General features: G+C 60.3%; 14 protein-coding genes. 12 read left to right on the top strand and 2 right to left on the bottom strand.

The window, feature by feature from the left end; all coding sequences use genetic code 11:
- The first annotated feature begins 131 nt into the window (after positions 1 to 131).
- The 4 genes from pqqU to lpxO all read left to right on the top strand — a co-directional run bounded on the left by pqqU (position 132) and on the right by lpxO (position 4,882).
- Positions 132 to 2,282, top strand: a complete 2,151-nt coding sequence (gene pqqU / locus D7I37_RS23075; protein ID WP_061794661.1) for a TonB-dependent receptor PqqU — start codon at positions 132 to 134, stop codon at positions 2,280 to 2,282.
- A 346-nt stretch (positions 2,283 to 2,628) separates the two neighbouring features.
- Positions 2,629 to 2,883, top strand: a complete 255-nt coding sequence (locus tag D7I37_RS23070) for a hypothetical protein (protein WP_129544442.1) — start codon at positions 2,629 to 2,631, stop codon at positions 2,881 to 2,883.
- Positions 2,884 to 2,951: 68 nt separating this feature from the next.
- Positions 2,952 to 3,740 carry a phosphate starvation-inducible protein PhoH gene (phoH, locus tag D7I37_RS23065; RefSeq protein ID WP_061794660.1) on the top strand — a complete coding sequence of 263 codons (789 nt, stop codon included), beginning with the start codon at positions 2,952 to 2,954 and terminating at the stop codon, positions 3,738 to 3,740.
- Positions 3,741 to 3,979: 239 nt separating this feature from the next.
- Positions 3,980 to 4,882 (top strand): lipid A hydroxylase LpxO, encoded by a 903-nt coding sequence (gene lpxO, locus D7I37_RS23060; protein WP_129544441.1) that lies wholly within the window; start codon positions 3,980 to 3,982, stop codon positions 4,880 to 4,882.
- A 33-nt stretch (positions 4,883 to 4,915) separates the two neighbouring features.
- Here the strand turns inward: lpxO and chaA are convergent, their stop codons facing one another.
- On the bottom strand, positions 4,916 to 6,016 hold the full coding sequence (gene chaA / locus D7I37_RS23055) for a sodium-potassium/proton antiporter ChaA (protein ID WP_061794658.1): 1,101 nt from the start codon (positions 6,014 to 6,016) through the stop codon (positions 4,916 to 4,918).
- Between the two features lie 295 nt (positions 6,017 to 6,311).
- Positions 6,312 to 7,130 carry a siderophore-interacting protein gene (locus tag D7I37_RS23050; protein ID WP_095097975.1) on the bottom strand — a complete coding sequence of 273 codons (819 nt, stop codon included), beginning with the start codon at positions 7,128 to 7,130 and terminating at the stop codon, positions 6,312 to 6,314.
- A gap of 129 nt (positions 7,131 to 7,259) precedes the next feature.
- On the opposite strand from D7I37_RS23050, the gene chaB reads away from it, so the two are divergent.
- The 8 genes from chaB (at position 7,260) to D7I37_RS23010 (ending at position 14,853) form a co-directional block, all read left to right on the top strand.
- Entirely contained in the window at positions 7,260 to 7,487 is a 228-nt protein-coding gene (gene chaB, locus D7I37_RS23045) for a putative cation transport regulator ChaB (protein WP_061794656.1), read from the top strand.
- A gap of 255 nt (positions 7,488 to 7,742) precedes the next feature.
- The gene (locus D7I37_RS23040; protein WP_061794655.1) at positions 7,743 to 8,438 is read left to right on the top strand and encodes a gamma-glutamylcyclotransferase; all 696 of its coding nucleotides are present in this window, start codon (positions 7,743 to 7,745) and stop codon (positions 8,436 to 8,438) included.
- Positions 8,439 to 8,742: 304 nt separating this feature from the next.
- Entirely contained in the window at positions 8,743 to 9,696 is a 954-nt protein-coding gene (cbl, locus tag D7I37_RS23035; protein ID WP_061794654.1) for an HTH-type transcriptional regulator Cbl, read from the top strand.
- 176 nt (positions 9,697 to 9,872) lie between these two features.
- Positions 9,873 to 11,441 carry an ABC transporter substrate-binding protein gene (locus tag D7I37_RS23030; protein ID WP_129544440.1) on the top strand — a complete coding sequence of 523 codons (1,569 nt, stop codon included), beginning with the start codon at positions 9,873 to 9,875 and terminating at the stop codon, positions 11,439 to 11,441.
- Positions 11,441 to 12,487, top strand: coding sequence for an ABC transporter permease (locus D7I37_RS23025; protein WP_129544439.1), 1,047 nt, complete (start codon positions 11,441 to 11,443; stop codon positions 12,485 to 12,487). The genes D7I37_RS23030 and D7I37_RS23025 overlap by 1 nt, the downstream gene beginning before the upstream one ends.
- Complete coding sequence (locus D7I37_RS23020) at positions 12,484 to 13,353, top strand: ABC transporter permease (protein WP_061794651.1); 870 nt, start codon at positions 12,484 to 12,486, stop codon at positions 13,351 to 13,353. The genes D7I37_RS23025 and D7I37_RS23020 overlap by 4 nt, the downstream gene beginning before the upstream one ends.
- On the top strand, positions 13,343 to 14,185 hold the full coding sequence (locus D7I37_RS23015; RefSeq protein ID WP_061794650.1) for an ABC transporter ATP-binding protein: 843 nt from the start codon (positions 13,343 to 13,345) through the stop codon (positions 14,183 to 14,185). The genes D7I37_RS23020 and D7I37_RS23015 overlap by 11 nt, the downstream gene beginning before the upstream one ends.
- Positions 14,182 to 14,853, top strand: a complete 672-nt coding sequence (locus D7I37_RS23010) for an ABC transporter ATP-binding protein (protein WP_129544438.1) — start codon at positions 14,182 to 14,184, stop codon at positions 14,851 to 14,853. Before D7I37_RS23015 ends, D7I37_RS23010 begins: the two co-directional genes overlap by 4 nt.
- Positions 14,854 to 14,902 lie beyond the last annotated feature (49 nt).

Below are 14,902 nucleotides of genomic sequence, written 5' to 3'. Positions count from 1 at the left end.
GCCGGCTCGCTCAGACAAAAAAAGTTACCCTTTCACGCATAATATTTTCAATTGGCCATTAAAAGTATTAACATTCCGGGAGTTTTGTCCCAAACGGTTCATGTTTCAGCACTTTTAACGGCATATTCCAGATGAAAAGCACCCCTAAAACTGCGCTGGCGGCGACCGTCATCGTTATTCCCGCCCTGTTGCCCGCGTCCTACTGTTTTGCGCAGGACGGCGAAGGCGAACAGAGCATGGTGGTTACGGCTACCCGCAGCGGCCTGTCCGAGCTGGCCACCCCGGCGGCGGTCAGCGTGGTCGACGGCGATCGCATTCGCGAGGCGAGGCCGCAAATCAACCTGTCGGAAAGCCTGGGCGGCGTGCCTGGCCTGCAGGTGCAAAACCGCCAGAACTACGCGCAGGATCTGCAGCTTTCGGTACGCGGCTTCGGCGCTCGCTCGATGTACGGCGTGCGCGGGGTGCGGATTTATGTCGACGGCATCCCCGCCACCATGCCCGACGGGCAGGGGCAAACCTCCAACATCGACCTGAACTCGGTCGAGAAGGTCGAGGTGCTGCGCGGGCCGTTCTCCGCGCTGTACGGCAATGCCTCCGGCGGTATGCTGAACGTCGAAACCGAAACCGGCCGGCAGCCCAACCGTCTTGAGGCGGGCAGTTACTTCGGCAGCTACGGCAGCTGGCGCTACGGCGTCAAGGCCACCGGCGCCACCGGCGACGGCAGCCATGCCGGGGACGTCAACTACAGCATCTCCGGCACCCGCTTCACCACCCGGGGGTTCCGCGACCACAGCGGCGCGCAGAAAAACCTCGGCAACGCCAAGTTGGGCGTGCGAATCGATGACGTCAGCACGCTGACGTTGCTGTTCAACAGCGTAGACATCAATGCCAACGATCCCGGCGGCCTGACCGACGCCGAATGGCGTGACAACCCGCGCCAGGCGCCGCGCGCCGATCGGTTCAATACCCGCAAAAGCACCTCGCAAACCCAGGCCGGGCTGCATTATCAGCGCCAGATGGGCGCCAACGACGACCTGAGCGTGATGATGTACGCCGGCGAGCGTGAAACCACCCAGTACCAATCGATTCCGGTAGCGGTGCAGCAGCGCAGCGCGCAGCACCCGGGCGGGGTGATTGACCTGACGCGCCACTATCAGGGCATCGACACCCGCTGGACGCACCGCGGCGATTTGGCGGCGGTGCCCTATACCCTGACCGGCGGGCTGGATTATGAAACCATGACCGAGCAGCGCAAGGGCTATGAAAACTTTACCCAGTCCGGCGGCGAGACCGAACTGGGCACCCAGGGGGCGCTGCGTCGCAACGAGCGCAACCTGATGTGGAGCCTGGACCCTTATCTGCAAACGTCATGGCAGCTGACGCCGCGCCTGACGCTGGATGCCGGCGTGCGGTTCAGCAGCGTCAACTTCGACTCCAACGACCATTACATCACCGCCGACAACGGTGACGACAGCGGCGGCGCCCGCTACCATCGCTGGCTGCCGGCGGGCTCGCTCAACTATGCGCTGGATAAAGGCTGGAATGTTTATCTCTCCGCCGGCCGCGGTTTCGAAACCCCGACCATCAACGAGCTGTCCTATCGCCCGGGCGATCAGAGCGGGCTTAATTTCGGCCTGCAGCCCGCCACCAGCGATACCGTGGAACTGGGCAGCAAAACCCGCATCGGCAACGGCCTGCTGACCGCGGCGGTGTTCCAGACCGACACGCAGAATGAAATCGTGGTCGACGAAAGCAGCAACGGCCGCACCAGCTACAAAAACGCCGGCCAGACCCGCCGCCGCGGGCTGGAACTGGCGCTGGATCAAGAGTACGCCTACGACTGGAAGCTGCAGCTGGCCTGGACGCTGCTGGACGCCCGCTATCGCGATGACCAGTGCGGCGACAGCCAATGCAGCGCGGCCAACGGCGTATCGGCCGGCAACCGCATGCCGGGCATCGCCCGCAATATGGGCTACGCCTCACTGGCCTGGTCGCCGCCGGCAGGCTGGTACGCCGGCGCGGAACTGCGCTATATGAGCGATATTCAGGTGAACGACCGCAATACCGAGCAGGCGCCGTCTTATACCACCGTGGGTCTGAATACCGGCTATCGCTATCCGTTAGGCAACTGGCTGTTCAACGTCTTTGGCCGCGTCGATAACCTGTTCGACCGCGACTATGTCGGTTCGGTGATCGTCAACGAAGGCAACGGCCGCTATTACGAACCGGCGCCGGGCCGCAACTGGGGCGGTGGGGTGAGCCTGTCTTACAGCTTCGAGTAAGGGTGAGGGGACCTGCAGGCGCAGGTTTCCCTCGTTTTTCCGATGCTGAATGCAAAAAGTTTGGGCTGAAAAGCAGAATTTAAACTGGCTGAAATTTAATCGGAAACCGGAATGTCATCCGGTAATTTTAATCATAACTATTTGATCTGACAGCGGGATAAAATTTCTGTGGAATGGCGTAACCGGCGTGATATAGTGTTCTTGCGCTGACTGAAAACAGAAAATATTAAATTTTTTACATTTTAGCAACGCTGCGGGATTGAATGTCATTATACTGTAATCATCTGGCGGTAGTTTTCACAAGGTGCACAGCTTGATGCTGTAAATAACACTGCGGGGATCGCTAATGGTAAAGTCCTTGGTTGGGCTGGAAAGAAAAAATAACATACCTACCCTGATTTCTCGTTGTAACGAGGGTTCTCTCTCCGACTCTCTTTTCCTGGCAACTCCGCTCTCTTATCGCTACCACCGCCTGTCACGTTTTACTCCACTTTTAATTACGCAACCTGCGTTATCCCGTGAAAAAATGGCGCATCAAACTGCTGCCGGCTATTCACCTGGTCCATTGGCTTTTATTGGCTCGAAGGAGGCCAAAACCTAATACGTGTGTGAAACATAATCGCGCGGCCCGGCCGCTGCGGTAGGTGAAACAAACTGTAAGGTGCCACTATGGGAAGACAGAAAGCAGTGATCAAAGCACGTCGTGAAGCGAAGCGCGTTATTCGTCGTGACGCTCGTAGTCATCGCCAGCTTGAAGAAGAGTCTGTGACCTCGCTGGTACAAATGGGGGGTGTCGAGTCTATCGGCATGGCGCGAGACAAGCGCGATAGCTCACCCATCGAGGCGCGAACCGAAGCTCAGGGTCATTACTTATCAGCCATAGATAATAAGCAGTTGATATTTGCCACCGGCGAAGCCGGCTGCGGCAAAACATTCATCAGCGCCGCCAAAGCGGCGGAAGCGCTAATACATAAAGAGGTGGATCGGATAATAGTCACTCGTCCGGTTCTGCAGGCGGATGAAGACCTCGGTTTCCTGCCCGGGGATATTTCTGAGAAATTCGCCCCTTATTTCCGCCCGGTGTATGACATTCTGGTGCGCCGTTTAGGATCGTCCTTTATGCAATACTGCCTGCGGCCGGAAATCGGCAAGGTAGAGATCGCGCCCTTCGCCTATATGCGCGGGCGCACCTTCGAAAATGCGGTGGTCATTCTGGATGAAGCCCAGAACGTTACCGCCAGCCAGATGAAGATGTTCCTGACCCGCCTGGGTGAGAACGTGACGGTAATCGTCAATGGTGACGTAACCCAGTGCGATTTGCCGCGCGGCGTGAAGTCCGGCCTCAGCGATGCGTTGGAACGCTTCGAAGAGGACGAGATGATCGGCGTCATCCGCTTCGATAAACAGGACTGCGTGCGCTCCGCCCTGTGTCAGCGCACGCTCAACGCTTACAGTTAACCTATCCGCTTAATAAAAAGGTCGCCGCGGCGGCCTTTTTATCCCCGCCGTCAAATTGCCGATCCGTTTAATCTTTGTGTAAATTAAAGTGGTTTTTTGTATAGATTTTCGTTGAGTCAGCGTTAATGATTAGTGGGTTCCAGATTGGCAGGCAGACGTCGTTTACCGCCAAAAGGACATTTCTGGGGTGTGCGCCGCGCCGGCGCACAGAGCGTTGGGTTCTTTGATGCGATGCAATCATGAAATATATTATCCTGATCTTATTTATTTTATGCGTTGTCTATGTTCATTACCGCGGCCGGATTCGCTATAACTTTTGGCGGCAGCTGTCCGATCATTCCACCTTTACCGCGCCGCTCAACGTCTTTATGTATCTGTTCTCGCGTGCGCCGACCACGCCGTATCTGCAGCCGGAACAATTTCCCGAGCTAAAGGTGCTGCGCGATAACTGGCAAAGCATCCGCGACGAAGGGCAACGGCTGATGGAGATCCGGCAGATCAAAGCGTCGGATCAGTTCAACGACGCGGGCTTCAACTCGTTTTTCAAGACCGGCTGGAAGCGTTTCTATCTGAAATGGTACGAAGACAGCCACCCGTCGGCGATGACCCTGTGCCCGCAAACCACCGCGCTGCTGCGCAGCCTGCCTTCGGTCAAGGCGGCGATGTTCGCCGAACTGCCGGACGGCAGCCGCTTGCCGCGTCACCGCGATCCCTATGCCGGTTCGCTGCGTTATCACCTGGGCCTGATTACGCCGAACGACGATCGCTGCTTTATCGAGGTCGACGGCGAACGTTACAGCTGGCGCGACGGCGAGGGCGTGATGTTTGATGAAACCTACCTGCACTATGCGGAAAACCAGAGCGGGAAAAATCGCTTGATCCTGTTCTGCGATATCGAACGGCCGATGCGTTACCGCTGGGCGCAGGCGGTCAACCATTGGCTGGGGCGCCATCTGATGAGCGCCGCCGCCGCGCCGAACGAAGAGGGCGATCGCACCGGCGGCGTCAATAAGCTGTTCAAGTACATCTATGCGATACGCAAGCTGGGCAAGCGGTTGAAGGCGTGGAACCGCACCGGTTATTACATCATTAAATGGATTTTGTTCGGCGGGATCGCCGCGGCGATTTTCTTCTCGGTCTAAAGCAAAAGGGGCGCGGTAAGCGCCCCTTGTTGATCAGGCGAATATCGTCATCATGTAGGCGGCGAACAGCGCCAGGTGGGCGGTGCCGTTCAGCACGTTGGTGCGGCCGGTGGAGAACGACAGCTGGCACAGCAGCAGCACCGTCAGCATCACCACGATATGCGGCGTCTGCAGGCCGAAGATCAGCGTCTGGCCGGTCAGGGTGGCGATGATGGTGACTGCCGGCACCGTCAGGGAAATGGTCGCCAGCACCGAGCCGAAGAACAGGTTCATGGCGCGCTGCACCTGATTGTTCAATACCGCCCGCAGGGCGCCCAGGCCTTCCGGCGACAGGATCAGCAGCGCCACCAGGAAACCGGTGAATTGCGCTGGGGCGTTCACCCTGGTCAGCAACCCTTCCAGCGGGTTGGCGTTGAATTTGGTCACCGCGATAACCGCGATCAGGTGAACCACCAGCCAGACGGCGTGCCAGGCGCTGCTGTGCGACGAGGGTTTGCCGTGATGCGGGTCACCGTCGTCATCTTCGTGTTCATAGACGAACAGGCTCTGGTGGGTCTTGGTTTGGATCACCAGAAACACGCCGTACATGGCGGCGGAGATCAGCGCCACCAACAGCGCCTGGCCGGTGCTGAAGTTGCCGCCCGGCAGCGCGCTGGGAAACACCAGCACAATCACCGCCAGCGGGAAGATGGCCATCAGGTATTGTTTGATGCCGCCGAGATTGACGTACTGGGTGGCGAATTTGCGGCCGCCGAGCAACAGCGCAACGCCCACCAGGCCGGCGCTGACGATCATGATAATCGAGTAGAGCGTGTCGCGCATCAGCGCCGGAGCGGCGTCGCCGGTCGCCATCAGCGCCGAGATCAGGCTGACTTCGAGGATCACCACCGACAGGCTGAGGATCAGCGAGCCGTAGGGTTCACCCAGGCGATGCGCCAGCACGTCGGCGTGGCGCACCACGCTGAATGCGCTGCTGAGGATACCGATCAGGGCGATGATGTTGATGCCGACGATCAGCGGGAAGTTGCCGGTGGTGCCCCACAGATTCAACACGATCAGCGCGGCGATGGGAAAAATCAGGGAATACTCGGTGTGGCGGGATTTGGATCGGCCAGGATCGTGTTGCGACTTCATGGGTGTGGTACTCCTTCTCAAACAGCGTGGTCCCGTCATCGCCGGCTGCCGCGAAACGGCAACTCTGCGTATCCAGTAAGTATTTTATAATAGGATACACCCGCAGCGTTGATGTGATGTTGTTTTTAAACTGAGAAAGCAATTGCTTGCTTTATGTGATCAGGGTAACAAAAAAACCGCAAGGGATGCGGTTTTATTTACTTACTTTTACGCAATAACATGATTTTTTCTGGCTAATGGCGAGAAATGTCGTGTTTACTTGCTTATCCCATGGTTAATCAAAGAAAAATTGGCCTCAGTCATCAATGTTGTCCATGATTTCATGCCGCTTATTGTGATAACCCTCTTCATTTAACCCCTCACGCCAATAAGGCACGGCATAAAGGCGATTACGATCGCATTGGCGCTCGCGGCGCAGGTAACGGCGCAGCTCCACCACCAGGCGATCTTCGCCGGCCAGCCAAAAATGGGTTTCCGCCTGCGGCGGCGTCAGGGCGCGGAATTGGCCGATCAGGTCGCCGGTTTTCTCGGTGCCGCCGATGATCCAGCTCAGCTCGACGCCGGCGGGCTTGTGCAGGTCGATGACGTCGGCGGCGCTGTCAACGCGGATGAACGCGTGGCCTGCCGCATGCGCCGGCAAAGCTTCCAGCAGCGCGGCCAGCGCGGGCAGCGAAGAGGGATCGGCGGCCAGGCAGTAGAAATCGGCTTCCGGTAACATCGGTTTGGGGCCGCCGGGGTTGCTGATGCCGATTTTGTCGCCGGCCCTGGCGTTGCGGGCAAACTCAACCGCCGGGCCGTTGTGGTCGTGCAGGGCGAATTCGATGTCGACCTCTTCCTGCTCCGGGCGCACGGCGCGAATAGAATAGGTGCGCACGATCGGGCGCAGCGCATCGGCGGCCCAGCGCGGGCCGTTTTCGGTCAGGGTCGGCAGGTCGGGGCGCTCCTGGCCTGGCTGCGGCAAAAACACCTTGATATGCGCGGCGGCGGCGTTGGCCGGGTAATAGCGTAAGTCGGGCGCGCTGAAGGTGATGCGGCGCAGGTGCGGCGTAATATCTTGAATGGCGCTGACGGCAATCAGGTAGGGGGCGCGTGAGCGAGGGGCTTCGGTAGTCACGGGGATCTCCTTATGTTCGTTTGCCGCGAGTATAACATGTCGTTTGATAATGAGAATTGTTTGCCAATTGAGGCCCGCGGCGGCATCGCCTAAACTTAAGGTTCATTCACCAGCAACGGGAGGAATGTGATGCCGTACCACAGCAGGAGCGCCTTGCCGGACAATGTGAAGCACGTGCTGCCGGAGCATGCGCAGGAAATCTATAAGGAAGCGTTTAACAGCGCCTGGCAGCAGTACCGCGATGCCGATGATCGGCGCGGCGATGACAGCCGCGAGGAAACGGCGCATAAGGTGGCCTGGGCGGCGGTAAAACAAAGCTATCGCAAAGGCGACGATGACCGCTGGCACAAAAAGTAACCCCTTCGACCGGCGCGTTCGCGCGCCGGTGAAATGGCCCGTTCGCCGCGGCAATTAATATTATTGCTGCTCAGTACAAATACTTTTTCACTTTAAAACCCGTTTGAAACTTGATCGCCCATCGAGAAAAGAATAATGTCATTCTTATTAGCAATGGCTAGTGAATTAATAAATTTCCGAACCAATAAATAAAATTGCAAAGGCGCCGTGGTGGCGAGGGCATGCGAGAAATCGTATTCCCGGGAGGATGTAAAGGTGTTAACGCGAGATTTTCTGCAAAAAGCAGACTGCAAAACGGCATTCGGCGCTATCGAGGAGTCATTGTTACTGACGCCGGAACAGCGTGCGGCCTCGTTGGATTGCACGTTATCGCGCCGTCCGGGCAATCGCCCGGTGTGGATATTCGGTTACGGCTCGCTGATGTGGAACCCGGTATTCGAATCCGAAGAGGTGCGGCCCGCCACGCTGCAGGGCTGGCACCGGGCGTTCTGCATGCGGCTGACCGCCGGCCGCGGCACGCTGCATCAGCCGGGGCGCATGCTGGCGCTGAAAGAGGGCGGCCAGACCACCGGCCTGGCGTTTCGCCTGCCGGAGGCCAAGCTGCGTGAAGAGCTGGAGCTGTTGTGGAAGCGCGAAATGGTGACCGGCTGCTATCTGCCGACCTGGTGCGATCTGCGGCTGGCCGACGGCGAAGTGGTCAGCGCGCTGGCGTTCGTCATGAACCCTCAACATCCGCTGTTCGAAGAAGATACCAGTCATCAGGTGATCGCGCCTTTGATCGCCAGCGCCAGCGGGCCGCTGGGCACCAACGCCCAATACCTGTTCGCGCTGGATAACGAACTGAAGAACCACGGCATGCAGGACGACTGCATCGGTGACCTGGTCAGCTATGTGCGGCAATGGCTGCAGCAGAATACCGCCGGCCCGATCGGCGGCGAAGCCACCGCCTGATGTGTTGCGGCGGCCGGGTTTATCCAGGGGCTCAGCGTGCTGAGCCCCTGTCGTTTATATATCTAATGCCTATATTTAATAACTTTATTTTGCAGCACTTATTAATCCCTTTCTTTAGAGTGGGTACTTATCTCGTTAATTCTAAAGCCATTAGATAATTATCAGCCGGAGAAACAGTTAATTCACCGCGGTGAAAAATTCACTTAGCATTAAAATGCATAAGTAAAGGTTATTTCTTATTTGTTCCTGTCCGCCTGACTCCGTATCAATGCAGTTAACGCTATTGCAAGAAAGGAAGACGGGGATGAACTTTCAACAATTAAAAATTATTCGAGAATCGGCGCGCTGCAACTACAACCTGACCGAGGTCGCCAATACCTTATTTACCTCACAGTCTGGCGTCAGCCGCCATATTCGCGAGCTGGAAGAAGAGTTGGGCATTGAGATATTCATCCGGCGCGGAAAACGCCTGTTGGGCATGACCGAGCCGGGCAAGGAGCTGCTGGTGGTGGCGGAGCGCATTCTGAACGACGCCAATAATATTCGCCGGCTGGCGGACGTATTCAGCAGCAACGACTCGGGGCAGCTGCATATCGCCACTACCCACACCCAGGCGCGTTACAGCCTGCCGGGGGTGATCAAGGAATTCCGCGCGCTGTATCCGCGGGTGAGGGTGGTGCTGAATCAGGGCAGCCCGGAGGAGATCGTGTCAATGCTGGCCTCCGGCGAAGCCGACATCGGCATCGCCAGCGAGCGCCTGATGAGCGACGAATCGCTGGCGGCATTTCCTTACTACCGCTGGCATCACACCATTTTGGTGCCGGAAGGGCACGAGCTGACGCGCCAGCCGCAGGTCACGCTGGAGATGCTCAGCACGCTGCCGCTGATCACCTATCGGCAGGGCATCACCGGCCGTTCGAAGCTGGACGCCGCTTTCAAGGCGGCGGGGTTGACGCCCGACATCGCATTGAGCGCGCAGGATTCCGACGTGATTAAAACCTACGTTGAGCTGGGGCTGGGCGTCGGCGTGCTGGCGGACATGTCATACGAAAAAGAGCGCGATCGCGGGCTGGTCAGCCTCAATGCCGAGCACCTGTTCGAACCCAACACCGTATGGCTGGGGCTGAAACGCAGCCAGTTACAGCGTAACTATGCCTGGCAATTTATCCAGCTGTGCAACCCGACTCTGTCGCTGAGCGAAATCAAGGATAAGGTATTCTCTTCCCAGCTGGATGCGGTGATCGACTACCAAATCTAGCTTCAGCACGGCAGGGTCGCCTGCCGTTCGCTCCTCCTCATGCGCAGCTAATAATCAAAACCCCATCTATATACGCAAAAAGAATATCTATAGTTATTTAAGTACCTTCGCCTGCCGATCGCGCTCACATACACTCGCGAAATTACTATAAATTCCATCCGCTTGGAGAGTTTCCGATGAAAGCGTTCGCCCCTTCTTTGCTGTTTTTGGCCGTGGCGGCCAGTGTCAACGCGCAGGCGGCCACCCCGGCCAATACGCTGGTGGTTGCCCAGTCTATCGATGACGTGGTCAGTTTCGACCCGGCCCAGGGATTCGAGTTAACCACGGTGCAGTCGTTCAACAGCCTCTATCAACGCCTGATTCAGTCGGATCCGCAAAACCCGATCGATCTCAAACCGACGTTGGCCGCCAGCTGGCAGGCCGGCAGCGACAACCGCAGCCTGACCTTCAGCCTGCGTCCGGACGCCAAATTCGCCAGCGGCAACCCGCTGCGGCCGGAGGATGTGATTTTCTCGCTATCCCGGGTGGTGAAGCTGAATCTGGAGCCGTCGTTTATCCTGACCCAGTTGGGCTGGAACGCCAAAAACGTCGACCAGCATCTGACCAAGCTGGACGATCACCGCGTCAAAGTGAGCTGGAGCGAGAACGTCAGCCCGGCCTTCGTGCTGAGCCTGCTGTCGGCGCCGGTGTCGTCGATTGTCGACGCCAAAGAAGCGTTGGCGCACCGGCAGGGGGATGACCTGGGCCACCAGTGGCTGAACAGCCACTCCGCCGGCAGCGGCCCCTACAAGATCCGCACCTATGTGCCGCACGAAGTGGTGGTGCTGGACGCCAACCCGGGTTCGCCGGAAGGCGCGCCGACGCTGAAAACCATTCTGATCAAGAACGTGCCGGATCCGGCCGCGCGCCGCCTGCTGGTCGAGCAGGGCGACGCCGACATCGCGCGCAACCTGGGCGCGGACCAGATGGCGGCGCTGAAGGGCAAGCCGGGGGTGAAACCGCTGGCTATCCCGTACGCCTCGCTGTATTACCTGCAGTTCAACGCCAAAGCCTCGCCGGCGCTCGGCAACCCGGCGTTCTGGGAGGCGGCGCGCTGGCTGTTCGATTACAAGGGCATCGCCGACGACCTGCTGAAAGGCCAGTTCCAGAGCCACCAGGCGTTTCTGCCCGAAGGCTATCTCGGCGCGCTGAAAGACCAGCCGTACAGTTTCAACCCGCAAAAGGCCAAAGAGATCCTGGCCAAGGCCGGGTTGACTAACGTCAGCTTCCGCCTGGACGTCAACAACCAGCCGCCGTACCTGGACATCGCCCAGGCGCTGCAGGCCAGCTTCGCCCAGGGCGGGGTGAAGGTGGAGCTGGTGCCGGGCATCAGTTCGCAGGTGTCGACCAAGGTCAAGACCCTCAACTACGACGCCACCCTGACCTCCTGGGGGCCGGACTACTTCGATCCCAACACCAACGCCGCCGCCTTTGCCTATAACCCGGAAGACGGCAGCAAAACGCTGGCCTGGCGCGCCAACTGGCAGATCCCGGCGCTGAGCAAACTGACGCTGGCCGCCACGGCGGAAAATGACGCCGCCAGGCGGGTCGCCGACTATCAGCAACTGCAAAAAGAGGTGCAGCGCAGCTCGCCGTTCGTCATCGGTCTGCAGGCGCGCAGCCTGATTGCGGTGCGCGACAATCTCAAAGGTTACCAACAGGGCATCAACCCGGACATGGTGTTCTACAGCAAGGTCAGCAAGTAATGGCCCTCGCGTCTTCATCCGCCGCCGGGGCGGCCCGGCGTTGGGGCGGCCGGCTGTTCGGCGGTGCGCTGTCGCTGGCGCTGACGTTGCTCGGTCTGCTGCTGTTCACCTTCATGCTCTCGCACCTGGCGCCGATCGATCCGGCGCTGCAGGTGGCGGGCGACCACGCCAGCGAGGCCACCTACGCGCAGGTGCGCCACGATCTGGGGCTGGATCAGCCGCTGCCGGTGCAGTTCTGGCGCTATCTGGCGCATCTGGCGCAGGGCGACATGGGCATTTCGCGCATTACCGCCCAGCCGGTGCTGAGCGACCTGTTGCGCACCTTCCCGGCGACGGTGGAGCTGGCGACCTGTGCGATTATTCTCGGCGCCTTCGGCGGCATTACGCTGGCGTTTCTGGCGGTGCTCAAACCGGGCAGCTGGCTGGACAACGCCGCGCGGCTGTTGTCGTTGATCGGCTATTCGGTGCCGATCTTCTGGCTCAGCCTGCTGGGTTTGCTGCTGTTTTACGCCACGCTGCACTGGTCGGCGGGGCCGGGGCGGCTGGACGACATGTACCTGTACAGCATCGAGCCGCGCAGCGGCTTTGTGCTGATCGACAGCTGGCTGTCCGGCGATCGCGACATGTTCTATAACGCCATCGGCCACCTGTGGCTGCCGGTGGTGGCGCTGGCGCTGCTGTCGATGGCCGGCATAACCCGGCTGCTGCGTGCGGCGATGTTGGAGGAGTGCAACAAGGAGTACGTCACGCTGGCGCGTTCCAAGGGGGCCGGCCGCCTGCGCATTCTGCTGCGGCATGTGTTTCCCAACGTGCTCGGCACGCTGATCACCGTGCTGTCGCTGTCTTACGCCAGCCTGCTGGAGGGCGCGGTGCTGACCGAAACGGTATTCGCCTGGCCGGGCGTGGGGCGTTACCTGACCTCGGCGCTGTTTGCCGCCGACACGCCGGCCATCCTTGGCGCCACCCTGCTGATCGGCGCCTGCTTCGTGCTGCTTAACGCGCTGGCCGATGCCCTGACCTATTTAGTGGACCCGCGAACCCGATGAGCCAATATCTTTCCGAACATGAACCCCAGAGCGAGCCGAGCGCCGGCTATCGCGCCGGCGGCCGACTGACCACGCTGACGCTGGGCGCGGCGCTGGTGGCTGTCCTGATCCTCACCGCGCTGCTGGCCCCGTGGCTGGCGCCTTTCGATCCCAACCTGCAGCACATCGAGCTGCGGCTGTTGCCGCCCTCCGCCGAGCACTGGCTGGGAACCGACGGCTTCGGCCGCGACCTGCTGTCACGGGTCATCTACGGGGCGCGGCCAACGCTGATACTGGTGTCGCTGATCCTGCTGCTGACCATTCCGATCGGCCTGCTGGTGGGCATCAGCGCCGGTTATCTCGGCGGCTGGGTGGAGCGCATCCTGATGCGCGTGACCGACATTTTCCTGTCGCTGCCCAGCCTGGTGATCGCGCTGGCGTTTGTCGCGGTGCTGGGCCCCGGCCTGATGAACGGCGCGCTGGCGCTGGCCCTGACCAGTTGGCCGGCCTTCGCCCGCCAGTCGCGCGCCGAAACGCTGGCGCTGCGCCGCAGCGACTACCTGGCGGCGGCGCGCATGCAGGGCATCGGCGGCCTGCGGCTGATGGGCGGCCACATTCTGCCTCTGTGCCTGCCGAGCGCGGTGGTGCGCGCGGCGTTGAGCCTGGGCGGCATTATACTGTCCGCCGCCGGCCTGGGCTTTCTCGGCATGGGCGTGGCGCCGCCGACCGCCGAATGGGGCTCGATGGTGGCCGAGGGCAGCAAAGTGATTTTCGACCAGTGGTGGGTCGCCGCCGCACCGGGCGGGGCGATCTTGTTCGCCAGCCTGGCCTTTAACCTGCTGGGCGATGGCCTGCGCGATAAAATGGATCCTCGTCATGGGCATTGAAAACCGGCTGTTGACCGTTGAACAACTCTCAATACGGCTACCGGCGCCGCAGCCGGTGGCGCTGGTGAAAAACATCTCTTTCAGCATGGGGCAAGAGCGGCTGGCGCTGGTGGGCGAGTCCGGCTCCGGCAAGTCGCTGACCGCCCGCGCGCTGATGGGGTTGCTGCCCGCGCCGCTGCAGCTGCAGGCGCGGCGTTTGACGCTCGGCGGCGCCGATCTGGCGCGGCTGAACGAACGCCAGTGGAGCCGGCTGCGCGGCGATAAAGTGGCGATGGTGATGCAGGATCCCAAGCATGCGCTGAATCCCAATCAGCCGATTGGTCGCCAGGTCGCGGAGCCTTTGGTGCTGCATGCGCGCCTGAGCCGCGCCGAGCGGCGCGAGAAGGTATTGGACATGCTGGCGGCGGTGGGGTTGCCGGATCCGGCGGCGTTGAGCAAGCGCTACCCGCACCAGCTGTCCGGCGGCATGGGCCAGCGGGTGATGCTGGCCATCGCGCTGATCAACGATCCGCAACTGCTGATTGCCGACGAACCGACGTCGGCGCTCGATCACCAGATGCGCGATCAGGTATTGCAGCTGATTCAAAATTTGGTTGAGCAGCGCAATATGGGGCTGATCCTGATCAGTCACGATCTGCAGCAGGTGGCGCACCACTGCGAACGGGTGCTGGTGATGTACCGGGGGGAATTGCTGGATCAGCTGCCGGCGGACCGGCTGGCGCAGGCGACCCACCCTTATACCCGCACCCTGTGGTCGTGCCGGCCGAGTCGGGAGACCCGCGGCAAACCGCTGCCGGTATTGGATCGCGCCCTGCTGGAGACCCTGAAATGAGCGTCATTGCGCTGGAAAACCTGAGCGTCAGCCACCGCCAGGGCTATGAATTGCGCACCGTGGTGCACGACGTCGACCTGCGGATCGAGCAGGGCGAATGTTTCGGGCTGGTGGGGCCTTCCGGCTGCGGCAAATCATCGCTGCTGTGGGTGCTGGCCGGGCTGAACGACAGCTGGCGGGGCGGGTTTGAGCTGCTGGGGCGGCAACTGCAGCCGGGGCGGCCGTTTACCGGCGCGCTGCGGCGCGAGGTGCAAATGGTGTTCCAGGACCCTTACGCTTCGCTGCACCCCAAGCATCGGCTGTTGCGTACGCTGGCGGAGCCGCTGAAGCTGCTGAAGGAACGCGATATCGAACGCAAAATCGGCGAGGGTTTTCGCCAGGTCGGGCTGGATCCGCGCCTGCTGGAGCGCTACCCGCATCAGCTGTCCGGCGGCCAGCGCCAGCGGGTGGCTATTGTGCGCGCCCTGTTGCTGAAGCCGAAGCTGTTGCTGCTGGACGAACCGACTTCGGCGCTGGACATGTCGGTGCAGGCGGAGATCCTCAACCTGCTTAACGAGCTGAAGCAGGCGGGGGATCTGACCCTGATCTTGGTCAGCCACGATGCCGATGTGATCGATCACATGTGCGATCGTTCGGTGGCGATGGCGCATGGCCGCATACTGCGCTGAGGCGCTTTCACCCGCCGCGTCCTGCGGCGGGTATATTCATCTGCGTAAT

It is taken from the genome of Serratia sp. 1D1416, from assembly GCF_003641105.1.
In the GTDB taxonomy this organism is placed as follows: Bacteria; Pseudomonadota; Gammaproteobacteria; order Enterobacterales; family Enterobacteriaceae; genus Serratia; species Serratia ficaria.
This window is presented reverse-complemented; position numbering and strand designations above follow the sequence as displayed.

Coding starts and splice junctions, on each gene's coding strand:
- D7I37_RS23070 (WP_129544442.1), top strand. CDS start 2,629: ATGGTAAAGTCCTTGGTTGGGCTGGAAAGAAAAAATAACATACCTACC.
- D7I37_RS23025 (WP_129544439.1), top strand. CDS start 11,441: ATGGCCCTCGCGTCTTCATCCGCCGCCGGGGCGGCCCGGCGTTGGGGC.
- cbl (WP_061794654.1), top strand. CDS start 8,743: ATGAACTTTCAACAATTAAAAATTATTCGAGAATCGGCGCGCTGCAAC.
- D7I37_RS23015 (WP_061794650.1), top strand. CDS start 13,343: ATGGGCATTGAAAACCGGCTGTTGACCGTTGAACAACTCTCAATACGG.
- D7I37_RS23010 (WP_129544438.1), top strand. CDS start 14,182: ATGAGCGTCATTGCGCTGGAAAACCTGAGCGTCAGCCACCGCCAGGGC.
- D7I37_RS23030 (WP_129544440.1), top strand. CDS start 9,873: ATGAAAGCGTTCGCCCCTTCTTTGCTGTTTTTGGCCGTGGCGGCCAGT.
- pqqU (WP_061794661.1), top strand. CDS start 132: ATGAAAAGCACCCCTAAAACTGCGCTGGCGGCGACCGTCATCGTTATT.
- chaA (WP_061794658.1), bottom strand. CDS start 6,016: ATGAAGTCGCAACACGATCCTGGCCGATCCAAATCCCGCCACACCGAG.
- D7I37_RS23020 (WP_061794651.1), top strand. CDS start 12,484: ATGAGCCAATATCTTTCCGAACATGAACCCCAGAGCGAGCCGAGCGCC.
- chaB (WP_061794656.1), top strand. CDS start 7,260: ATGCCGTACCACAGCAGGAGCGCCTTGCCGGACAATGTGAAGCACGTG.
- lpxO (WP_129544441.1), top strand. CDS start 3,980: ATGAAATATATTATCCTGATCTTATTTATTTTATGCGTTGTCTATGTT.
- phoH (WP_061794660.1), top strand. CDS start 2,952: ATGGGAAGACAGAAAGCAGTGATCAAAGCACGTCGTGAAGCGAAGCGC.